The 21,872-nt window shown below is 60.7% G+C and carries 21 protein-coding genes; 10 read left to right on the top strand and 11 right to left on the bottom strand.

Translation table 11 applies throughout. From position 1 onward, the window contains the following. Positions 1 to 61: 61 nt before the first annotated feature. On the top strand, positions 62 to 1,543 hold the full coding sequence (gene trpE, locus ACIPO9_RS17865; RefSeq protein WP_400608597.1) for an anthranilate synthase component I: 1,482 nt from the start codon (positions 62 to 64) through the stop codon (positions 1,541 to 1,543). Positions 1,544 to 1,703: 160 nt separating this feature from the next. Here trpE and estP read toward each other — a convergent pair whose 3' ends face one another. From estP to ACIPO9_RS17850, 3 genes are all read right to left on the bottom strand, one after another. Continuing rightward, complete coding sequence (gene estP, locus ACIPO9_RS17860; protein WP_400782524.1) at positions 1,704 to 3,644, bottom strand: esterase EstP; 1,941 nt, start codon at positions 3,642 to 3,644, stop codon at positions 1,704 to 1,706. Between the two features lie 205 nt (positions 3,645 to 3,849). Beyond that, positions 3,850 to 4,686, bottom strand: a complete 837-nt coding sequence (locus tag ACIPO9_RS17855; RefSeq protein WP_400782521.1) for a virulence factor family protein — start codon at positions 4,684 to 4,686, stop codon at positions 3,850 to 3,852. Between the two features lie 262 nt (positions 4,687 to 4,948). After that, a complete protein-coding gene (locus tag ACIPO9_RS17850) occupies positions 4,949 to 6,181 on the bottom strand; it encodes an MFS transporter (protein ID WP_400782518.1) in 1,233 nt (410 codons plus the stop codon). Between the two features lie 145 nt (positions 6,182 to 6,326). Between ACIPO9_RS17850 and ACIPO9_RS17845 the strand changes: the two genes are divergently transcribed. The 5 genes from ACIPO9_RS17845 to ACIPO9_RS17825 all read left to right on the top strand — a co-directional run bounded on the left by ACIPO9_RS17845 (position 6,327) and on the right by ACIPO9_RS17825 (position 10,903). Next, on the top strand, positions 6,327 to 7,274 hold the full coding sequence (locus ACIPO9_RS17845; RefSeq protein ID WP_400782516.1) for a LysR family transcriptional regulator: 948 nt from the start codon (positions 6,327 to 6,329) through the stop codon (positions 7,272 to 7,274). Between the two features lie 310 nt (positions 7,275 to 7,584). Continuing rightward, positions 7,585 to 8,184, top strand: a complete 600-nt coding sequence (locus tag ACIPO9_RS17840) for an aminodeoxychorismate/anthranilate synthase component II (RefSeq protein WP_274136449.1) — start codon at positions 7,585 to 7,587, stop codon at positions 8,182 to 8,184. 18 nt (positions 8,185 to 8,202) lie between these two features. Then, positions 8,203 to 9,252: an anthranilate phosphoribosyltransferase gene (trpD, locus tag ACIPO9_RS17835; protein WP_400608731.1), complete on the top strand. Its 1,050-nt coding sequence runs from the start codon at positions 8,203 to 8,205 to the stop codon at positions 9,250 to 9,252. Next, a complete protein-coding gene (gene trpC, locus ACIPO9_RS17830; protein ID WP_274136447.1) occupies positions 9,249 to 10,085 on the top strand; it encodes an indole-3-glycerol phosphate synthase TrpC in 837 nt (278 codons plus the stop codon). Before trpD ends, trpC begins: the two co-directional genes overlap by 4 nt. A gap of 122 nt (positions 10,086 to 10,207) precedes the next feature. Continuing rightward, on the top strand, positions 10,208 to 10,903 hold the full coding sequence (locus ACIPO9_RS17825; protein WP_400782513.1) for a biotin/lipoate A/B protein ligase family protein: 696 nt from the start codon (positions 10,208 to 10,210) through the stop codon (positions 10,901 to 10,903). 6 nt (positions 10,904 to 10,909) lie between these two features. On the opposite strand, the gene crp is transcribed toward ACIPO9_RS17825, so the two are convergent. After that, entirely contained in the window at positions 10,910 to 11,554 is a 645-nt protein-coding gene (gene crp / locus ACIPO9_RS17820; RefSeq protein WP_274136444.1) for a cAMP-activated global transcriptional regulator CRP, read from the bottom strand. 221 nt (positions 11,555 to 11,775) lie between these two features. On the opposite strand from crp, the gene ACIPO9_RS17815 reads away from it, so the two are divergent. Beyond that, positions 11,776 to 12,198 carry an OsmC family protein gene (locus tag ACIPO9_RS17815; protein ID WP_062385162.1) on the top strand — a complete coding sequence of 141 codons (423 nt, stop codon included), beginning with the start codon at positions 11,776 to 11,778 and terminating at the stop codon, positions 12,196 to 12,198. Positions 12,199 to 12,323: 125 nt separating this feature from the next. Here the strand turns inward: ACIPO9_RS17815 and coq7 are convergent, their stop codons facing one another. From coq7 to hemJ, 5 genes are all read right to left on the bottom strand, one after another. After that, on the bottom strand, positions 12,324 to 12,971 hold the full coding sequence (gene coq7 / locus ACIPO9_RS17810) for a 2-polyprenyl-3-methyl-6-methoxy-1,4-benzoquinone monooxygenase (protein WP_400782511.1): 648 nt from the start codon (positions 12,969 to 12,971) through the stop codon (positions 12,324 to 12,326). Between the two features lie 128 nt (positions 12,972 to 13,099). Continuing rightward, positions 13,100 to 13,438: a histidine triad nucleotide-binding protein gene (locus tag ACIPO9_RS17805; RefSeq protein WP_274136442.1), complete on the bottom strand. Its 339-nt coding sequence runs from the start codon at positions 13,436 to 13,438 to the stop codon at positions 13,100 to 13,102. Between the two features lie 86 nt (positions 13,439 to 13,524). After that, positions 13,525 to 14,310 (bottom strand): SDR family NAD(P)-dependent oxidoreductase, encoded by a 786-nt coding sequence (locus ACIPO9_RS17800; protein WP_400608592.1) that lies wholly within the window; start codon positions 14,308 to 14,310, stop codon positions 13,525 to 13,527. Between the two features lie 56 nt (positions 14,311 to 14,366). Continuing rightward, complete coding sequence (locus ACIPO9_RS17795; RefSeq protein ID WP_400608591.1) at positions 14,367 to 15,284, bottom strand: DUF805 domain-containing protein; 918 nt, start codon at positions 15,282 to 15,284, stop codon at positions 14,367 to 14,369. Positions 15,285 to 15,332: 48 nt separating this feature from the next. Beyond that, the gene (gene hemJ / locus ACIPO9_RS17790; RefSeq protein WP_274136439.1) at positions 15,333 to 15,758 is read right to left on the bottom strand and encodes a protoporphyrinogen oxidase HemJ; all 426 of its coding nucleotides are present in this window, start codon (positions 15,756 to 15,758) and stop codon (positions 15,333 to 15,335) included. Positions 15,759 to 15,892: 134 nt separating this feature from the next. On the opposite strand from hemJ, the gene argC reads away from it, so the two are divergent. Beyond that, positions 15,893 to 16,927: an N-acetyl-gamma-glutamyl-phosphate reductase gene (gene argC / locus ACIPO9_RS17785; protein WP_400782509.1), complete on the top strand. Its 1,035-nt coding sequence runs from the start codon at positions 15,893 to 15,895 to the stop codon at positions 16,925 to 16,927. Positions 16,928 to 17,105: 178 nt separating this feature from the next. Beyond that, complete coding sequence (erpA, locus tag ACIPO9_RS17780) at positions 17,106 to 17,456, top strand: iron-sulfur cluster insertion protein ErpA (protein WP_274136436.1); 351 nt, start codon at positions 17,106 to 17,108, stop codon at positions 17,454 to 17,456. 63 nt (positions 17,457 to 17,519) lie between these two features. On the opposite strand, the gene ACIPO9_RS17775 is transcribed toward erpA, so the two are convergent. Both ACIPO9_RS17775 and ACIPO9_RS17770 read right to left on the bottom strand, forming a co-directional pair. Then, on the bottom strand, positions 17,520 to 18,611 hold the full coding sequence (locus tag ACIPO9_RS17775) for an anhydro-N-acetylmuramic acid kinase (RefSeq protein ID WP_274136435.1): 1,092 nt from the start codon (positions 18,609 to 18,611) through the stop codon (positions 17,520 to 17,522). Between the two features lie 3 nt (positions 18,612 to 18,614). Beyond that, on the bottom strand, positions 18,615 to 20,060 hold the full coding sequence (locus ACIPO9_RS17770) for a peptidoglycan DD-metalloendopeptidase family protein (RefSeq protein WP_400782506.1): 1,446 nt from the start codon (positions 20,058 to 20,060) through the stop codon (positions 18,615 to 18,617). Positions 20,061 to 20,272: 212 nt separating this feature from the next. Between ACIPO9_RS17770 and tyrS the strand changes: the two genes are divergently transcribed. Further along, positions 20,273 to 21,472 (top strand): tyrosine--tRNA ligase, encoded by a 1,200-nt coding sequence (tyrS, locus tag ACIPO9_RS17765; RefSeq protein WP_274136432.1) that lies wholly within the window; start codon positions 20,273 to 20,275, stop codon positions 21,470 to 21,472. The last annotated feature ends 400 nt before the right edge of the window (positions 21,473 to 21,872 follow it).

Raw genomic sequence — 21,872 nt, 5'->3', positions numbered from 1 at the left:
CCGCTTGCGCGGCGCGTTTGCACACCTGACCGTTTTACCTCAGACCACGAGGCTGCTCATCATGACCCGCGAAGAATTCCTGCGTTTGGCCGCTGAAGGCTACAACCGCATTCCGCTTGCCTACGAAACCCTGGCCGACTTCGACACGCCGCTGTCGATCTACCTCAAGCTGGCCGACCAGCCCAACTCCTACCTGCTGGAGTCGGTGCAAGGCGGCGAGAAGTGGGGGCGTTACTCGATCATCGGCCTGCCATGCCGCACCGTGATGCGGGTACATGGGCACACCATCAGCGTGACCCAGGACGGCACCGAGATCGAACGCCTGGAAGCCGAAGATCCGCTGGAGTTCGTGGAAACCTTCAAGGCGCGCTACAACGTCCCGACCATTCCTGGCCTGCCGCGCTTCAATGGCGGGCTGGTGGGTTACTTCGGCTATGACTGCGTGCGTTATGTGGAACCGCGTCTGGGTGCATGCCCGAACCCGGACCCGCTGGGCGTGCCGGACATCCTGCTGATGGTCTCCGACGCGGTCGTGGTCTTCGACAACCTGGCGGGCAAGATGCACGCCATCGTGCTGGTCGATCCTGCGCAGCCCGAAGCCTACGAAAGTGGCCTGGCGCGTCTGGAGCAACTGATGGAGAAGCTGCGCCAGCCGATCACTCCGCGTCGTGGCCTGGACCTGACTCGTCCGCAAGCGGCTGACCCGGTGTTCCGTTCCAGCTTCACCCAAGGCGACTACGAGAAAGCCGTCGACACCATCAAGGAATACATCCTGGCGGGCGACTGCATGCAGGTGGTGCCGTCGCAGCGCATGTCCATCGACTTCAAGGCCGCGCCAATCGACCTGTACCGCGCGCTGCGTTGCTTCAACCCGACGCCGTACATGTACTTCTTCAACTTCGGCGACTTCCACGTCGTTGGCAGCTCGCCGGAAGTGCTGGTGCGCGTCGAGGACAACCTGATTACCGTGCGCCCGATTGCCGGCACCCGCCCGCGTGGCGCGACCGAAGAAGCGGACCACGCGCTGGAAGTCGATCTGCTGTCCGACGACAAGGAAATCGCCGAGCACCTGATGCTGATCGACCTGGGGCGCAACGACACTGGCCGCGTCTCGGAAATCGGTTCGGTGAAGCTGACCGAGAAAATGGTTATCGAGCGTTATTCCAACGTGATGCACATCGTTTCCAACGTCACCGGCCAGCTGAAAAGCGGGCTGACGGCAATGGACGCGCTGCGGGCGATCCTGCCGGCGGGCACTCTGTCGGGCGCGCCGAAGATTCGTGCGATGGAAATCATCGACGAGCTGGAGCCAGTCAAGCGTGGCGTCTACGGTGGCGCGGTGGGCTACCTGGCGTGGAACGGCAACATGGACACCGCCATTGCCATACGCACGGCGGTGATCAAGAACGGCGAACTGCACGTTCAGGCCGGCGGCGGCATCGTTGCCGACTCGGTGCCGGCCCTGGAGTGGGAAGAAACCCTGAACAAACGCCGCGCGATGTTCCGCGCGGTGGCGCTGGCGGAACAAGAGCCCCAAGCCTGACCCCATCCCTTCTGTAGGAGCGCGCTTGCCCGCGACCGCGGTGTGTCATTGACGCATTAACTGCCTGACACGACGCTATCGCGGGCAAGCGCGCTCCTACAAGATCATCGCCGGACTGTAGGAGCGCGCTTGCCCGCGACCGCTGTGTCAGCCTTCAGGATTAAAAATCCAGACTCACAGCCAGATTCACCCCTTGCTGCGTCACGTCATCATTCTTGCGCCAGTTGTAACCGGCCCTCAACGTCAGGTCCGGGGCCAGTTTCTGGCTCACCCCCACGCTCGCCCGATTCAGGCTGCGCTGCGGTTCATACCCCTGCAGATTGAAATCCACCCCCGGCACGCTGTTCAGGGCGATGGTCACGTCCTGCTGATCGGTGTCGAACTCGCGCTCATGGGCCACCTCGCCGAACACCTGGGTCTGCGGCGTGATATCGAATTTGCCCTGCAACCCCGCACCCAGACGCTTTGACCGGCGGGTCTGGTCGTCGTAGTTCAGCGCCGTGGATCGGTTGCTGTTTTCCGAATAGCCATCGACCTCGATGCGGGAATAGTCAGCACTGATGAAAGGCGAGACATGCCAGCGGCTGCTCTGCTGCGCGAGGTCATAACCCAACCGTCCGCTGAGCGCCCAGAGGTTGCCATCGGTGTCGCCTTTTTCCGCGCCTTCACTCACGCCCAGGGCGAATTTGCGCTTGAGGTTGTCGTAGTCCAGTTTCCCGCCAGAGGCGGCCAGGTCAGCCCACCAATGATTTGCCTGAAACTGCACGAAAGCGGTGGCGATGTAACTGTTGAGTTTGTAGTCCGAATCCCGGGGACCGGCCTCCAGCGTCTGCCGATAGGCGCCCGCCACCAGACCGGCGCGCCAGTCTTCGGCAAAGCGGTAGCTGCCACCGAGCGTCAGGTTGTAGCCATGTCCGTCGCCGCTTGCGGAATTGCTTTGCGCGTCGAAGTCGAGCTTCTGACCGCCACCGGCGACAATGGCTCGCCATTCACCGACCTGTTGCCAGTTGCCCCAGTCAGCCAGCCACTGGCTGCGCAATTCATCCTGCTGCGCGCGCAAGGTGCCGTTGGCCATTTCCGGGAGCAGGGTGATTTCCCACGGCGCCGAGAGAATCGAGTAACCGTAATCGGCGATCAGACGCTGGCCCGCAACGGTGGGATGCACGCCATCGTTGAACAGCAGTCTGGTCGGGTCAGGCGTGAGGCCATTGATCCCATAGACGCTGTTCGCCGTGCAGCTGTCGCCGCTGAAACAGGTGCCCACCAGATTCTGTTCAGCCGCCAGGCCGTAACGCGCCGGCTCCTGAAGCACCTCGCGAACCAGGCCGGGCACGTTAAGTGGGATGACCTCAGCGTTGATCTGCCCCAAGCGGCTGACCAGTTGCTGGTTGAACACCCCGCTGAGCAGCGTCGATGGCACTTGCAACGGTGTGCCGAACACCGCGGGGGTCTGGCCAATGTCAGGCAGCAGCCAGACCATGATGTAACGCGCCCCTGCCTGTGACAGCACTTGCGCGCTATCGGCAAGGTTGTTGGCGGCGCTTGCCGCCTGGCCAGGGCTGAGCACGCGGCCTTGCAGGAAGTCATTGCCACCACCGGTAAGGTAGTAAAGGGCGTTCGGATCGGCGCGGAAGTTGTTTTCCACCAGATACCCTGGCCTGCTGCGGAAAACCGTGGTCACGCCGGTCGTGGTGTCGGTGTTGGCGACCTGGGATTGTGTGGTGATCGCGGCGAGGATCTGGTCCGTCCGGTCCCCGCCGACCGCCCAGTTATTGCCGTCGGCCAGGCCTTGGGCGGCGCGCACCGGGGAGGTCGAGGCTTGCAGGTCGCCGGGTGCGACCCCAAGCAAACCGCCCAGCAATGTCGAGGAGTTGAGGGCGAAGACCTCGCCACTGCCATTCTGAAAGGTCGGACCTACGCGGTTGGTGAAGCGCAGCGTGGAACCCGGAGGTCCGCCTGCATCGGGAAACTGCCCGGCGTCGGCCAGGCTGTCACCGAACACGATCATCGTCGAATAGGGGGAGGAGGCGGCCATTGCCGAGGAGCAAGCGAGTGACAGCAGGCAGGCCGCAAATGGCCAGTGCCGGGTGGCTTTGAACATTGAGAAGTCCCTTCTTGTTTTTTAGTGCTGAACGAGAAGGTAGCAGTTACGACACATAGCGCCATGTCATGTATCACCCGGCAGGCGCTATGTCACAGACTGGACAAGATCAATGAGGTAAAGGCTAATGGCTATCACAGAGTGCACTTTCCGGATGTTAACCCGGGCGCTCGTCCATCAGCGCCGCAGGCCGTCGCTCGATCTGTCAAAGCACAGCGGTGGTATTTCTGTGCTTGATCGCTTCGAGCAACTTCAATGTCAGGGAGTTGTAGTCGCGGTCGAAGTGATGCTTGCCCGGTAGTTGCATAACCTCACCCACGATCGTGGTGTCGGTGCAGCCGCTTTTCTTCTTTTCTTTCACGCCATACACGCACAACACCTTGCTGGCCGGGAGTTTGGCCATTTCGGATCCTGTTTCGATGCCATTGTTATTGTCTTTGATCCAGCCATCCAGATGAATTTCAAAACTGCCTTTGCGGGCGAAGGCTAATAACAGGATGCTGCTGACGGCGTTCTTGTCTTTTTCCTGCAGACGATTATAAATAGCGGGCAATACATCGGCGCCAAATGAATAGCCGGCCAATACGAAATGTTTGATACCCCAGCGCTGCCGATAGTTATCCATCAGGGCAGTAAGATCGGCCGCACTTTCTTCGGGAGAACGATACTTCCAGTAATAACGCAACGTATCTACACCGATGACGGGATAACCTGCACCGCCCATGATCTCGGATATTTCCTTGTCCAGATCACGCCAGCCGCCATCGCCCGAGTAGAACACCGTCAGGGTGTCAGAGGCCGGCGTGGGGGCGATTTCAGTCACCTGCATCTCAGAGGACGAATGCGCCAGCAGCAGCACCCGATCGCTAACCATGATGCTGCTGGTAGGTTCCTGCCGCTGGATATTTGACATTGCAGGCGTCGGCGGCAAACACAGGTGGAGCCGCTCTTTGTATACAGGGCGTTGATGCAGGCTGTAAGCGGCAGAAGTTGCAGCGATCAACACGAAGGCGAACGCCGCCAGGTATTTTTTACGGGACATGGTTTTTATTGACTCTTTATTTGCCGGCCATTATCAAAGCGGCCGGAAATATATCCGATAAGTCCCTGCGCGTCTTCACCCGGTTGTTGATTTTCACCGGGGTGAAAGTTAGCAACCTAATCAAGTGCGCTCTGGCGCAAACAGATAAAAAGAGTGCCCACCAGAACGGTGGACACTGTAGTTCCCAGAACGGGAATCAAGAGGAAGCGAAACGGCGATATATGTTGTGGTCTGTTTCTGAGTTCGGGTTGAGCGCCTTCCTTCAGGCGCTCGGGGTCGGCTGTTTTGCAGCGGCGCTTGAGGCTCCCATCCAGTGGTAGATCCCGGCCAGCACTCCCAGCCCGATGCCAAAGGTGACGACGCCCTGCCAGCCGAAACGGGCCATGAGCCAGCCGCTGATGACCGTGCCCAGCGCGCCGACGAAAAAGGTGCCGGTCATGTACAGGCTGTTGATGCGCCCCTGGGCCTTTGGGTCCACGGCGAAAGCGCGAGTCTGGTTGGAGACAAGCCCCGCCTGCACGCCGATATCCAGCACGATGACCCCGAGCACCAGGAAGATCAGCGAAGACTCGGCCCCTGCGAGCAGCAGATACGACAGGGTCACAATGCCGATGCTGGCAGCAATCACTGCCCGGGTTCCGAAGCGATCAGACGCGCGCCCTGCAGCCGATGCGGCAAGGGCGCCGGCGGCACCGATGATCCCGAAGCCCCCGGCCCAGGCACTGCCCAGATGCAGCGGGCCTTCACTCAGCAGCGCGGCAAGGTTGACCCAGAACGCGTTGAAGCACGCCCACAGTAGCGCCTGAACCACCATCGAATCGCGAATCGGCTTGTTGTCGCGCATCAGCGGCCACAGCGAAGCCAGCAATTTGCCGTAGGACAGTTGAGTGGTCGGTACGCCACGAGGCAGCAACGAGGCGGCAACGATGAACACCGGCACCATGAACGCCGCTTCGACGACGTACACCGCGCGCCAGCCATAGACTTCCCCGATCAGGCCGGACAGTGTGCGGCCCAGCAGGATGCCGACCATGATGCCGCTGACCACCGTGCCTACCGAACGCCCGCGCTCGCTGGGTCGTGACATGACGGCGGCGAACGGCACCAGTTGCTGCGGAACGCAGGCGACCACGCCCAGGCCGAAGGACGCCGCTATCAGTGTCCAGACGCTTGGCGATGCGGCGGCGGCTAGTGCGAAGACGATGGCGACGATGATTTGCCCCAGCACCAGGGTGCGCCTGTCGAAGCGATCCCCCAGGGGCAGCAGCATCGCCAAGCCAAAGGCGAACCCGAGCAGGGCGGCGCCGGCGACGATGTCGACAGTGGTCTGGTCGATCTGAAGGCTCGCGCCAATCAACGGCAGTATTGGCTGCACGCAGTAAAGGTTGGTGATCACGGCGCCCGCGATGATCGCCATCATGACGATCTTGCTGCGCGACGCTGTGGCGGGGGCACTGTCAGGTGCGCTGTGGGGTGTAGTGGGCAGGCTGCTCATCGCATCCTCCTTCAGGTTGGCTGGCGCCCGGCATGTGCAGCCCAATGCTGTGTACCGGTCATTGAGATCAACCCTACGCAGTCGCATTTATAAAGAGAATTCCCTAAGATCGGGAATCATCCTTCCAGAATTTGAGAGAGTCGCGATGAATCGCCTGGACGCCATGTCCATCTTCGTCACGGTTGCCCAGGCGGGAAGCCTCTCGGCTGCCGCGCGCCGGTTGGGCATGCCGCTGGCGACGGTCAGCCGCAAGGTCGCGGAGCTGGAATCGCACCTCAACACGCGCCTGTTGCATCGGACCACCCGCCAGCTTTCATTGACCGAGGCCGGGGCCTCCTACATGGCGGCCTGCCAGCGGATACTTGAGGACATCGGCGAGGCCGAGCGCGCCGCGACCGGCGAATACGCCGCGCCCAAGGGCGAACTGGTGGTCACCGCCCCCGTGGTGTTCGGACGCTTGCACGTGGTGCCGGTGGTGGCAGAGTTTCTCGCGCAGTACCCGCAGATCAGCGTGAGCCTGATGCTCACTGATCGTGTGGTGCACCTGATGGAAGAGCACGGCGATATCGCGGTGCGGATTGGTGAGTTGCCAGACAGCTCGCTCATGGCCACGCAAGTGGGCAAGGTGCGCCGAGTGGTGTGTGCAAGCCCTGGGTACCTTGCGCAACGGGGCATGCCGGCCACGCCGGAGGATCTGGCCGGGCACGACTGCATTACCTTCGAAGTGCTGGAATCCAAGCGTGCCTGGGTGTTCGGCGGCGGAAAGTCAGAGCGCTCGGTGGCTGTTCATTCACGGCTCACGGTCAATACCGCAGAAGCCGCCATCGATGCCGCCGTACTGGGCGTGGGGCTGATTCGCGTGCTGTCTTACCAGGTCGCGCAAGCGGTGAGTGATGAAAAGCTGAACATCGTCCTTGAGCCCTTCGAGTCCGCACCCTTGCCCGTCAGCCTGGTGCACAAGGGGCAAACGCCGCTGCCGCTCAAGTTGCGGGCCTTCCTGGATTTTGTCGCGCCCCGCTTGCGGGAGCGAACTTCGCGCCTGCTGCCAGCGCCGCTGGATGCTGATCCGCGCAATCCTCGCCGTTCTGAGTAGATCAAGTGAGGTTTTTCTATCGTAGAATGCGGTTGCTTCGCCAGGTTCGGTACGCTAATGTCCCGGAACGTATAGATGAGACCCTCCCGTGACAATTGTCAGCAAACTCTTGATGCGCGTTATCAAGGCCCACGCCCGCTGGCGTTGGCGCGCCTGACTCTTTCCCCTTGCCGGCCTGCCCGGCGCTGCAACACCCTGCCTCAGACACGAAGTTCATGCCGCCCGTCCTGCGTAGCGCAGTGGCCACAAATGCGGGTGCGACTTTCGAGAGGTTGATTAAGGTCAGTGATTTCAAGAGGTTAAGCACACCATGCTGCTGATGATCGATAACTACGACTCCTTTACCTATAACGTCGTGCAGTACCTGGGCGAACTGGGCGCCGACGTTAAAGTGATCCGCAACGACGAAATGACCGTTGCCGAAATCGAAGCTTTGAATCCCGAGCGCATCGTGGTTTCGCCGGGCCCGTGCACGCCGAACGAGGCGGGCGTCTCCATCGACGTCATCAAACACTTTGCCGGCAAGCTGCCGGTGCTGGGTGTGTGCCTGGGCCACCAGTCCATCGGCCAGGCATTTGGTGGGGATGTGGTGCGCGCACGCCAGGTCATGCACGGCAAGACCAGCGATCTGATCCACGAAGACCAGGGCGTCTTCGAAGGCCTGAAACACCCGCTGACCGTAACCCGTTACCACTCTTTGGTGGTCAAGCGTGAGACCTTGCCAGACTGTCTGGAAGTGACCGCCTGGACCCAGCTCGAAGACGGCTCCGTCGATGAGATCATGGGCCTGCGCCACAAGACATTGAACGTCGAAGGGGTGCAGTTCCACCCTGAGTCGATTCTCTCCGAGCAGGGGCACGAGCTGTTCGCCAACTTCCTCAAGCAGACCGGCGGCACTCGTCAGGGTTAAGGACACTTCGATATGGCAATGGATATCAAAACGGCGCTGGCCCGGGTTGTGAATCAACTGGACCTGACCACCGACGAAATGCGCGACGTCATGCGCGAAATCATGACCGGACAATGCACTCAGGCGCAGATCGGCGCATTCCTGATGGGCATGCGCATGAAGAGCGAGACCATCGACGAAATCGTCGGTGCGGTGTCGGTCATGCGCGAGCTGGCCGATCAGGTCCAGCTTCAATCTCTGGAGCGCGTCGTCGACATCGTCGGTACAGGCGGTGACGGGGCAAACATCTTCAACGTGTCGACCGCCGCATCCTTCGTGATCGCCGCCGCCGGTTGCACGGTGGCCAAGCACGGTAACCGCGCGGTGTCGGGCAAGAGCGGCAGCGCCGATCTGCTGGAAGCCGCCGGGGTCTACCTGAACCTGACGCCAGTCCAGGTGGCGCGCTGCATCGACAGCGTCGGCATCGGTTTCATGTTCGCCCAGACTCATCACGGCGCGATGAAACACGCCGCCGGCCCACGCAAGGAGCTGGGACTGCGCACCCTGTTCAACATGCTCGGCCCGCTGACCAACCCGGCTGGGGTCAAGCATCAGGTGGTCGGTGTGTTCAATCAGGCGCTGTGCCGCCCGCTGGCGGAAGTATTGTTGCGTCTGGGCAGCAAACACGTGCTGGTGGTGCATTCCCAGGACGGCCTGGACGAATTCAGCCTGGCGGCGCCGACTTTTGTCGCTGAACTAAAGAACGGCGAAGTCACCGAATACTGGGTGCAACCCGAAGACCTGGGCATGAAGAGCCAGAGCCTGTTTGGCCTGGTGGTGGACAGCCCGGCGCAGTCGCTTGAACTGATTCGTGATGCCCTGGGCCGCCGCAAGACCGAAAACGGTCAGAAAGCCGCCGAAATGATCGTGCTCAACGCCGGCGCCGCGCTCTATGCCGCCGATCTTGCGTCATCGTTGAAAGAAGGTGTGGAGCTGGCCCACGATGCGCTGCATACGGGCCTGGCGCGTGAAAAGCTCGAGGAGCTGGGCGCCTTCACCGCAGTATTCAAACAGGAGAATGAAGGATGAGTGTGCCGACGGTTCTGGAAAAGATTCTTGCCCGCAAGGCCGAGGAAGTCGCGGCGCGTCGTGCCAGCGTCAGCCTCTCGGAGCTGGAAACGCTGGTCAGCACCGCCGATGCGCCGCGCGGCTTCGCCCAGGCATTGATCGAGCAAGCCAAGCGCAAGCAGCCTGCGGTCATCGCCGAAATCAAGAAGGCTTCGCCGAGCAAGGGCGTGATTCGCGAGAACTTCCAGCCGGCCGAGATCGCCAAGAGCTACGAGGCGGGCGGTGCGACCTGCCTGTCGGTGCTGACGGACATCGATTTCTTCCAGGGCGCCGATGCGTACCTGAAAGAAGCCCGTGGCGCCTGTGCGCTGCCGGTCATCCGCAAGGATTTCATGATCGACCCGTATCAGGTGGTTGAAGCACGCGCGCTGGGCGCCGACTGCATCTTGCTGATCGTGTCGGCACTGGACGACGTGAAAATGGCCGAGCTGGCATCGGTCGCCAAAGGCGTTGGCCTGGACATTCTGGTTGAAGTGCACGATGGCGATGAGCTGGAGCGGGCGCTCAAGACCCTCGATACCCCGCTGGTCGGCATCAACAACCGCAACCTGCACACCTTCGATGTCAGCCTTGAAACCACGCTTGACCTGCTGCCGCGCATCCCCCGTGATCGCCTGGTCATCACCGAGAGCGGGATTCTCAACCGCGCCGACGTCGAGTTGATGGAAATCAACGAGGTGTATTCCTTCCTGGTGGGCGAAGCCTTCATGCGCGCTGAAAAACCGGGCGTGGAACTGCAGCGCCTGTTCTTCCCGGAAAAAGGCGCAGCGATCAAGGGCAGCACGCTGGATTGATACAGCCCTCGTAGCAGCACGGCTTGCCGGCGGGGGCGGTGTATCTGTGACGAATATGCTGTCTGGCACACCGCTCCCGCCGGCAAGCCGTGCTGCTACGTGAATCTATTGGGGAGTTGGACATGAGCACACAAGTCATCGACATCTGCGTTGAAGCCGGCCTTGCGGCCGAGCAGGACTTGCTGGCTTCTGTCTGTGCCGGGGATGCAGATTACGGCGTGCTGTTCTGGCGCCCCAACGATCACGCGCTGGTGATGCCGCGCAGGCTCAGTCGCCTGCCAGGCTTCAGCGAAGCCAGCGAAACCCTGTCCGATATTGGTTGGCCGGTACTGCTGCGTGAAAGCGGTGGCGAGCCGGTTCCCCAGTCCCCTGCCACCGTGAATGTCGCGCTGGTCTACGTCCAGCCCAAATCCGACCCTGATCGCGACCGCATCGAGAACGCCTACATGCGCCTGTGTCAGCCCATGCTCGATGTGTTGGGCGAGCTGGGTGGCGCGGCGTCTGTGGGGGAGGTTCCCGGCGCGTTCTGCGATGGGCGCTTCAACGTCAATCTCGATGGTCGCAAGATGGTCGGGACTGCCCAGCGCTGGCGCCAGAGCCAGGGCGGACAGCGGCCGGTGGTGCTGGCCCACGGTGCGATGCTGCTGGATAACGAACGTGTGGAGATGGTCGACGCCGTCAACCGCTTCAACCAGATGTGCGAGCTGGAACAGCGTTGCAACGCCGACAGCCACATCGCCCTTCACGAATTGTTCGCCGCGCCGGATTTCCTGAACCGCCTGGCCGAGCGCTACGCCCAGGTGTTCGCTCAGCTGTAGCGGAATTCAGCGGGTGCCGAATACCACCATGGTCTTGCCGCGCACGTGAACCAGCTTCTGCTCTTCCAGCGACTTGAGCACGCGCCCAACCATTTCCCGTGAGCAGCCCACAATCCGCCCGATTTCCTGGCGGGTGATCTTGATCTGCATGCCATCGGGGTGAGTCATCGCGTCCGGCTGCTTGCACAGGTCCAGCAGGCTGCGCGCCACCCGGCCCGTGACATCGAGAAACGCCAGGTCACCGACCTTGCGCGTGGTGTTGCGCAGACGCTCGGCCATCTGGCCGCCCATTGCGTACATCAGTTCAGGATCGTGCTGGCTCAGCTCGCGGAATTTTGCATAGCTGATTTCGGCGACTTCGCACTCAGTCTTGGCGCGCACCCAGGCGCTGCGCGGCGAGCCGGTGCTCTGGGGATGGAACAGACCCAGTTCGCCGAAGAAGTCGCCGGCATTGAGGTACGCGACGATCATTTCGCGGCCGTCGCTGTCCTCGATCAGGATCGTCACCGAGCCCTTGATAATCAGGTACAGAGACTCGGATTCCTCGCCGGCGCAAATGATGTTGCTCTTGGCCGGGCAACGTCTGCGCTGGGCGTAGGGAAGGAGCTTGTCGACCAGTTTGGCTTTGTTCGGAGGGGTCATGACAACCATGGTTGTATCCCGTAAAAAACTGCGCCCTGAGGCATTCTTATAGGTATCGGCAGTATTTCCGATTTATCGCCCCGAGTGAGGGGCAAATCGCCATTTTTCCGAAATTTCCTACTTTTGTGTCGCTAATCGGCATCTCCCGACGCACTCAGTGACATCTCTGCCCTGTGCTAAGCTGGCCGCCTTTTTTCAAGCATTCTTATTTCAAGTACGGAGTCCTGGGGATGAAAGCGCGTATTCAGTGGGCGGGTGAGGCCATGTTCCTCGGCGAGTCGGGCAGCGGCCATGTGGTCGTGATGGACGGCCCGCCCGAGAGCGGCGGTCGCAACCTGGGCGTGCGCCCAATGGAAATGGTGCTGATCGGCCTGGGCGGTTGCAGCAACTTCGACGTGGTCAGCATCCTGAAGAAAGCCCGCCAGCCGGTCGAGAGCTGCGAAGCCTTCCTGGAAGCCGAGCGGGCCACTGAAGACCCGAAGGTGTTCACCAAGATCCACCTGCACTTCGTGGTCAAGGGCCGTGGCCTGAAGGAAACCCAGGTCAAGCGCGCCATCGAACTGTCCGCCGAGAAGTACTGCTCGGCGTCGATCATGCTGGGTAACGCGGGCGTGGAAATCACCCACGACTATGAAATCATCGAGCTGGGTTGATACACCAAGTCGGTATTGATGTTCTCCCGTAGCAGCACGGCTTGCCGGCGGGGCGGTGTATCTGCGACGAATGTGCCGTCTGACACACCGCTCCCGCCGGCAAGCCGTGCTGCTACAGGGGACTGTCAGATACGGTAGGTGCTCTTGGTCATCACCTTGGCCAGCATGCTCATGCCGAACTTCACCGGTGCCGGGAAGCGGAAACCGCCAGCCTGGATGGCGCCTTCGGCATGTTGCTCTTCGTCTGTGCGCATCTGTTCAAGAATCGCGCGGGACTTTTCGTCCTCCAGCGGCAGTTGCTCCAGATGCTCGTTCAGGTGCTTGCAGACCTGATCTTCAGTCGCCGCCACAAAACCCAGGCTCACCTTGTCGCTGATCAGCCCGGCGACAGCGCCGATCCCGAACGACATGCCGTAAAACAGCGGGTTGAGCACACTGGTGTGGCTGCCCAGTTGGCGGATGCGCTGCTCGCACCACACCAGGTGGTCGATCTCTTCTTCGGCGGCATGTTCCATCGCCTTGCGCACATGAGGCAGCTTGGCGGTCAGCGCCTGGCCCTGATACAGCGCCTGGGCACAGACTTCGCCGGTATGGTTGATGCGCATCAGGCCGGCGACGTGTCGGGTGTCGGTTTCGCTCAGCTTGGTGTCGGGCTGGACGATGGCGGGCGAGGGGCGATGGGAATGCGCGCTGGCAGGCAGCAGCGTCTTCATCGCAGCGTCGGCCTGCAACAGAAAACGATCGATAGGGGAGTAGTGACGTTCGGTAGCCATGGGCACCTCCGGATAAATCCACGGCGGCCAGTCTACCTCAATCATTGTGACGAGGCTTGTGCTGCGTCAACCCGCCCAGGCGCGCAATAGACGCCCGGCGGGTCGGTAAAACCGGTGTAGGGCCCGACTCAGCCCGGCGGCCAGGTCATCTGGCGCTTGCCCAGCACGTGCATGTGAATGTGATAGACGGTCTGCCCGCCTTTCTCGTTGGTGTTCATCACAACGCGAAAACCGTCCTCGCAACCCTGCTCCTTGGCCAGGCGCTGGGCGGTGAAGAGGATGTGGCCCAGCAGGCCCTTGTCTTCTTCGGTCACGTCGTTAAGCGTGGCGATCGGTTTCTTCGGGATGACCAGAAAGTGGATCGGCGCCTGAGGGGCGATGTCGTGAAACGCCAGCACTTGATCGTCTTCGTAGATGATCTTTGCCGGGATTTCCCGGTTGATGATCTTGGTGAACAGAGTAGTCACAGCCTTGTTTCTCCGTTTCAGGGGCAGTGGGGCGAGTGTACTGAGCGCGCGCGAACACGCCCAGTCGTTTCTTGCAACGCGGAGCATCAGGCCGAAGTGCGCGACTTGAGCATCGAGCCCCAGATCTTGCGCGTCATCCAGCGCCCGGCCAGACGGGGCATCCGGATCATGAGGCGATTACGCAGGCCCGGCACGATGATCGCGCGATTCTTGTCCAGGGCACGCACGGTATACAGCGCGATCTCTTCGGCGCTCATGGTCTTGTCGCTGGTGAACTTGTCGGCATTCAACTGAGCGGTGCGGAAGAACGACGTGCGCGTGGGGCCCGGGCACAGCACCGAGATTCTCACGCCGGTTTTCTTCAGTTCCTCGCGAAGGCCTTCGGAAAAGTGCAGCACATAGGCTTTGCTGGCGGCATAGGTGCTCATCCACGGGCCCGGCTGGAACCCCATGATCGACGCAACATTGAGGATCTGCCCCCCACCTTGCACCGCCATCAGGTTGCCCACCGTGTGGCACAGGCGGGTCAGGGCCAGCACGTTGAGGTCCAGCAGGTCCTGTTCCTGTGCCCACTCCTGGGCCAGAAACGGGCCGCTGTTGCCGATGCCTGCGCAATTGACCAGCAGATCGATCTGGCGCTCGCCCTCTTCCAGTTCCAGCAGAAAGCCCGAGAGCCGCAGGGGTTCGCCCAGATCGCAGGCGCGAAACAGCACCTCGACGCCGAAGCGCTGAGTGAACTCGATGGCAATGCTCTCCAGCATGTCCCTATGGCGAGAAACCAGAATCAGATTGCGGCCACGGCGAGCCAGCGCTTCGGCCATCGCAAGGCCGATACCGCTGGATGCTCCGGTGACCAGGGCGTAACGGGTCATGCAGGTCTCCCATGAGGTGTTGCAAGTGTTGAGACAGCGTCCTTGCTGCCAGTCAGTTATTGATCTTCTTCGTTGTCGGAAGAGTCGCCTGCGTCTGCAGGGTCTACCGGCACGGTTGGTTGTGCAGCGTCGTCATCGTCGTAGGGCAGGGTCTGTTCGTATTCGTCCGTCGTGGCTTCTACCTTGCTTTTGACCTTCTGCAGCCCGCCGGTCAGGCCTGCCACGAACATCAGGGCCAGGAACAACAGCCACAGGGTGGCGAGGACTTTCACAGCGCCGGTGTTCTTTGGTGGCGGGGCACCGTAGCGGTTGGGGCCTGCATTGCCGGGCACGACACACATCAGGATCGGAAAGAAGCTGCCAACGAAGGGAACCAGATTGAGCAAGAGCAGCCAGGCCGACCAGCCGGCATCATGCAGACGCTGTGCGCCCATCATGATGCTCACGACGATGAAGGCCAGCACCAGTACCGCACCCAGCAAGCCGCCGGCGACCAGCGACAGGCTCAGCACGCCGAAACACAGGGCTGCCGCCAGCATGGCGACGAAGGTCAGGACCATGGTCCACGCCAGATAGCGCAGCCGGCCGATGCGCCCCTGCACGGTGAACACCTTCAACTCACCCTCTGCCGGCCAGTTCTGGGTCACCGCTGCCCGAGGTGGGGCGTAAGGCGACGGGGCTGGCTCGAACGCCGGTCTGGCCGGGGCAGGCTCCTCGATTTCCTCGAGCGTCCACGACACCGGTTGTTCGGACTCGATGCGTGCCTCTACGCCGGCGTCGTTCAGCGCCTTGAGATAACGCTGGGCGTCATCCCGGGTCAGGCCCTTCTTGACGGTAACAGGCTTGCCGGTGAACAACCGGTCGATGCCCGACACATCGCTTTTGAACAACTGCGCCAGGTTCAGGCGCGCAGTTTCAAGGTCCACACCCGTTCGCAACTGCCCTTCGAATACGATCTTGAACTGCTCGGCCATGCACGGCTTCCTTGTCTTGGGTTGAATGCATCACTGACAAACGTGGGATCAGAACGGTTTGACCACGACCAGAATGACGATGGCCAACAGGATCAGAACCGGGACTTCATTGAACCAGCGATAGAACACATGGCTGCGGCCCTGCTCGCCACGGGCGAAACGTTTGACCTGCGCGCCGCACATATGGTGGTAGCCGATCAGCAACACCACCAGGGTCAGCTTGGCGTGCATCCAGCCTTGCTGCAGGAATCCCGGGGTCAGTGTAATCAGCCAGATGCCGAACACCAGTGTGGCGATCATCGCCGGCCCCATGATTGCGCGGTAGAGCTTTCGCTCCATCGTGCAGAAGCGCTCGCGGCTGACGTCATCGGTGCTCATGGCGTGATAGACGAAAAGGCGAGGGAGGTAAAAAAGGCCAGCGAACCAGCATACGATTGAAACAATGTGCAGTGCTTTTATCCACAGATAGAGCATTTTGGTTTTTTTCCAGGATCACGGTGGCGCAAATAGTAGTGGCTGGCAGGCCCGTACGTCACGTTCACGGTTGTCCCCAAGGCCCTGGCCTCCTATTATCAGCGGCTTTCCAGTGGTTTCGTTGAGGGCAGGTTATGGTCAAGGTCGGTATCGTCGGTGGCACGGGTTACACCGGCGTCGAATTGCTGCGTCTTCTGGCACAGCATCCGCAAGCGCAAGTGGTGGCGATCACCTCGCGCTCCGAAGCAGGTCTGCCAGTGGCCGACATGTATCCGAACCTGCGCGGCCACTACGACGGTCTGGCCTTCAGCGTACCGGATGTGAAAGTCCTGGGCGCGTGCGACGTGGTGTTTTTTGCCACTCCTCACGGCGTTGCACACGCGCTGGCGGGCGAACTGCTGGCAGCGGGCACCAAGGTCATCGACCTGTCGGCTGACTTCCGTCTGCAGGATGCCGATGAATGGGCCAAGTGGTACAACCAGCCACACGGCGCACCTGAGTTGCTGGGCGAGGCTGTCTACGGACTGCCGGAAGTCAACCGCGAACAGATCAAGGGCGCGCGCCTGATCGCGGTACCGGGCTGCTACCCGACTGCCACTCAACTAGGCTTCCTGCCATTGCTGGAGGCGGGGCTGGCGGATCCGACCCGCCTGATCGCCGACTGCAAGTCCGGCATCAGCGGCGCCGGTCGTGGTGCCAGCGTGGGTTCGCTGTATGCCGAAACCAGCGAGAGCTTCAAGGCCTATGCCGTCAAAGGTCACCGTCACCTGCCGGAAATCAGCCAGGGCCTGCGTCGTGCAGCCGGTGGCGATATCGGCCTGACGTTCGTACCACACCTGACGCCGATGATTCGCGGTATTCATGCCACCCTGTATTCGACTGTCGTCGACAAGTCGGTGGACATGCAGGCGCTGTTCGAAAAACGCTACGCCAACGAGCCGTTCGTCGATGTGATGCCTGCCGGCAGCCATCCGGAAACCCGCAGCGTCCGCGGCGCCAACGTCTGCCGCATCGCGGTGCATCGTCCACAGGACGGTGATCTGGTCGTGGTGCTGTCGGTCATCGACAACCTGGTCAAAGGCGCATCGGGCCAGGCGGTCCAGAACATGAACATCATGTTCGAGCTGGACGAACGCATGGGCCTGTCCCACGCCGGCATGCTGCCATAAAAGCAGCTTTAAGCTTTAAGCTCCAAGCCTCAAGCGAGAAGCCGATCGCGTGCTTTTCACTTGCAGCTTGTCGCTTGCGGCTTGAGGCTTGCGTCAGAATAGTTGACCAATTTTCTGGGAGAAGCGGATAATGCGCCCATTACGCATTATGACGGCTTAACGCCGGGAGATATTGAGCATGAGCGTCGAATCCTTCACTCCGGTGGCTCTGGAATTCACCCAGGGTGCAGCGCACAAGGTGAAAACCCTGGTCGACGAAGAGGGCAATGATCGCCTCAAGTTGCGTGTATTCGTAACGGGCGGTGGCTGTTCGGGCTTCCAGTATGGCTTCACTTTTGATGAAGACGTTGCAGACGATGACACCATCGTCGAGCGCGAGGGCGTAAGCCTGGTGGTCGATCCAATGAGCTTCCAGTACCTGGCTGGCGCAGAGGTAGACTATCAGGAGGGGCTGGAAGGCTCCCGCTTCGTGATCAAGAACCCTAACGCCGCAACCACCTGCGGCTGCGGTTCCTCGTTCTCGATCTGATTCACAGGCTGTAGAACGCAAAACGCCGTGCAGATGCACGGCGTTTTCGTTTGCGGGCAATGGTTACGCCGGGTAGATGGCGCCCAGTACTCGCAAGCCTTTGGCCCCGGTGACGCTCGGGCGGTTGGCCGGCACGCTTTCCAGTGCGCAATGGGCCAGCCAGGCAAAGGCCATGGCCTCGACCCAGTCCGGGTCCACACCGAAATCGGCAGTGCTGGACACCTTGGTGTTGGGCAGCAACGCCGCCAGCCGAGCCATCAGCGCCTTGTTATGGGCGCCGCCGCCGCACACCAGCAATTCCTTGGTCTGGGCCTGGGCCGACTGCAAGGACTCGGTAATGCTCAAGGCTGTCACTTCCAGCAGCGTCGCCTGAACATCTTCGGGTTTCAGGGTCGGCAACTGGAACATGTGGTGCTGAACCCAGCCCAGGTTGAAGACTTCACGCCCGGTGCTTTTCGGTCCCTTGGTCTGGAAGAACTGGTCGCTGAGCATGGACTTGAGCAGGTCCGGGTTGACCGTGCCACTCTCGCCCCAGGCGCCGTCCTTGTCATAGCTCAGGCCGCGTTGGGCCTGGATCCAGGCATCGAGCAGCACGTTGCCGGGGCCGGAGTCGAACCCGGAAACCGGCTTGTCGATCTCGATCAGGCTCAGGTTGCTGAAGCCGCCGACGTTCAGCACTGCGCGATAGTCCTTGTTGTCATCGAACAGCGCTTCGTGGAACGCCGGCACCAGCGGGGCACCCTGGCCACCGGCGGCGATGTCACGCTTGCGGAAGTCGCTGACGACGGTAATGCCGGTCAGTTCGGCAAGCAGGGCAGGGTTGCCGATCTGCAGGGTGAAGCCGCGGGCGGGTTCATGGCGAACCGTCTGGCCGTGGCTGCCGATGGCGCGAATCTCGCCTGCGGACACGTTCTGCTTGTCCAGCAGCGCGAGTACGCCCTGGGCCGCAAGGCGTACCCATTTCTGCTCGGCGATGCCGACCCGGGCGATCTCGTCCGGACCGCTGGCGCACAGGCCCAGCAGCTCGGCGCGCAGGTCATCAGGCATAGGGATGTAGTGGGTGGCGACCAGGCGTGGCCGCTCATCCTGTTCAATCAGCGCGAAGTCGAGTCCATCCAGACTGCTTCCGGACATTACACCTACATATAAAGTCATGGGTCAGCGCTTACTCGAGGCCAGCATGGTGGCCTTTTCCTGGTCCATGCGAGCCATCAGAGGTTGGCTCTCCTGCATGAACCGCTGTTTTTCGGACTTGGCGATCGGGTCTGCCATCGGCAGCTTCTGACCCAGCGGGTCTACGTGAACGCCATTAACCTGGAACTCGTAATGCACATGCGGGCCTGTCGAAAGGCCGGTCGTACCAATATAGCCGATGACTTGGCCTTGCTTGACGCTGGAGCCATTCTGAATGCCTTTGGCAAAGCCCTGCATATGACCGTAGAGCGTACGGTAAGTCTCGCCGTGCTGGATGATGACGGTGTTGCCGTAGCCGCCACGACGGCCGGCCAGGATCACCTTGCCGTCACCGGTGGCCTTGATCGGCGTGCCGCGCGGCGCTGCGTAGTCGATGCCCTTGTGAGCGCGGATCTTGTTCAGAATCGGGTGTTTGCGGCCCATGGAGAACATCGAGCTGATGCGGGCGAATTCAACCGGGGTGCGGATGAATGCCTTGCGCATGCTGTTGCCGTCGGCGGTGTAGTAGTTGGTGTTGCCCTGCTTGTTGGTGTAACGCACGGCGGTGTAGGTCTTGCCACGGTTGGTGAACCGCGCGGACAGGATGTTGCCGGTGCCGACGGTCTTGCCGTTGACCACTTTCTGCTCATAGATCACGTCGAATTCGTCACCCTTGCGGATGTCCTGGGCGAAGTCGACGTCGTAGCCAAAGATGTTGGCCATGTCCATGGTCATGCTGTGGCTCAGGCCTGCGCGCTGGCCCGATTGCGACAGCGAGTTGCTGATGATGCCGTGCACGTAGGCGGTGCGAACGTTGGGCTTGCTGACGTCACGGGTAAACAGGTAGCCCTTTTCGGTCCTGGAAAGGCTGATGGATTCCAGGTCGTTGAGCTTGCTGTGCAGCTGCTTCAGGTTGCCGTCGGGAGTCAGTTCGAATTGCAGCACCTGGCCGTTCTTCAGCTGGCTGAACTGCTTGGCCTGTTTGTCGCTGGCGATGACTTCATGCACAGCGGCGGGCGGCAGGCCGACCTTCTCGAACAGGGTAGAGAGGGTGTCACCCTTGGAGACCACGATTTCCCTGTGGTTCGGGCTTTTGGCTGCGGCGACGGCCTCGGCGGCAGGCTTGGCCGGAGCAGGCGCAGGGGCCGGGGCCTGGGCGGTGTCTTCAGGCTCGTCGGTGCTGTCGTCGATCTGTGCGAATGGGGAAGTTGTGGTGTCTTCTGTGGCTTTCGCCTGGTCTTGAGCGTCTTGTTGTTGCTTGAGCTGATCGGATGGCGTGTCCAGCTCGAGCGCGATGTTGGTTTTCTTGGCTTCGACATCGCTCGATGGAAAAACCAGAAGCGCCAGGCTCAGCAGGGCCGCGATACCGCTTGCAGCTAGCAGATGGCTCTTCGGATAAAGCGGGGGCGCTTTAGGCGGAGTGTCGTTCATAAGTAATTTTGACTTTGAAAAAAGATGAAATGGAAAAGATGAATGACATGATGAAGATGAAATAACTGTATAAAATATAACCAAATCCTGCTTGAGGCAAGTCCGCGTGCGGATCGTTCCCTGATTCGTCGCCTTGCTGTGGGCAGACTTTGTATTTGGGCGGTGATCTTGTATCGTTGTTTCCCTTTGGAATAAGGCTTACGGGGCGATTTATGAAGTCGGTTGAAGAGCAGTTGGCGCTGATCAAGCGTGGCGCGGACGAACTCCTGGTGGAGTCCGAACTGGTCGCCAAACTCAAGCGTGGTCAGCCACTGCGCATCAAGGCTGGTTTCGACCCTACGGCTCCTGATCTGCACCTGGGCCACACGGTGCTTATTAATAAGCTGCGCCAGTTCCAGGAGCTGGGGCATCAGGTCATCTTCCTGATCGGTGACTTCACCGGCATGATCGGTGATCCGAGCGGCAAGAGCGCCACGCGCCCGCCGCTGACCCGTGAGCAGGTGCTCGACTACGCCGAAACCTACAAGGCTCAGGTCTTCAAGATCCTGGACCCGGCGAAAACCGAGGTGGCGTTCAACTCTACCTGGATGGACCAGATGAGTCCTGCGGATTTCATTCGCCTGTCTTCCCAGTACACCGTCGCTCGTATGCTCGAACGCGATGACTTCGACAAGCGCTACAAGTCGAACCAGTCGATCGCCATCCATGAATTCCTCTATCCGCTGGTGCAGGGCTACGACTCTGTCGCATTGCGCGCGGATGTCGAGCTGGGCGGCACGGACCAGAAGTTCAACCTGCTGATGGGGCGCGAGCTTCAGCGTGCGTACGGTCAGGAAGCGCAGTGCGTTTTGACCATGCCGCTGCTCGAAGGTCTGGATGGCGTGAAGAAGATGTCCAAGTCCCTGGGCAACTACGTTGGTATCCAGGAAGCACCAGGCATCATGTACAGCAAGCTGGTCTCGATCCCGGATGCGTTGATGTGGCGTTACTTCGAGCTGCTGAGCTTCCGCTCCATGGAAGAGATCGAAGGCTTCAAGGCCGATTGCGAGGCCGGTGCGAACCCGCGTGACATCAAGATCAAGCTGGCCGAGGAAATCGTTGCACGTTTCCATGGTGAAGAGGCTGCGGCTTCGGCGCACCGTTCTGCGGGCAACCGTATGAAGGATGGCGAGCTGCCCGAGGATCTGCCGGAGATTTCCGTGTCTGCTGCTGAAGACATGCCGATCGCTGCCGTCCTTAATAAGGCAGGCTTGGTGAAGAACTCGGCGATCGCTCGCGATCTGCTGGCGTCCGGTGGCGTGCGTATAGATGGTGAAGTGGTTGATCGCGGCTTTGTCTTCAAAGTCGGCGCTACCCATGTATGCCAGGCCGGCAAGAAGGCATTCGGGCGCGTAACGCTGGTTTCTGAATGATTTTGAAATAAGTGCTTGACGCGCCTCGGGAGATCTCTATAATTCGCCCCACTTCCGGCGCAGTCGGAACGGAAAACTCCTTTAATATCAACGAGTTAGACGTTCAGAGTGGCGAGGAAGTGCTTCGGTTCAGGTCACTGAATCGGCAGCGGTGAAAAAGGTGGTTGACAGCAGGTTGTAACGCTGTAGAATTCGCCTCCCGCTGACGTGAGACGCCAAGTCGAACGAAGCGCAAGTGGTTGAAGTTGATCAAGAAATTTTGAAAACTTCTGAAAATAACCGCTTGACAAGATGAGACGCTGCTGTAGAATGCGCGCCTCGGTTGAGACGAAAGATCTTAACCAACCGCTCTTTAACAACTGAATCAAGCAATTCGTGTGGGTGCTTGCGCTGTAAGACT

This window comes from Pseudomonas sp. NPDC090203 (assembly GCF_044746765.1).
GTDB classification, from domain to species: domain Bacteria; phylum Pseudomonadota; class Gammaproteobacteria; order Pseudomonadales; family Pseudomonadaceae; genus Aquipseudomonas; species Aquipseudomonas putida_AD.
Note: the sequence above shows the minus strand (reverse complement) of the source record. Positions and strands in the feature narration are given on the sequence as shown.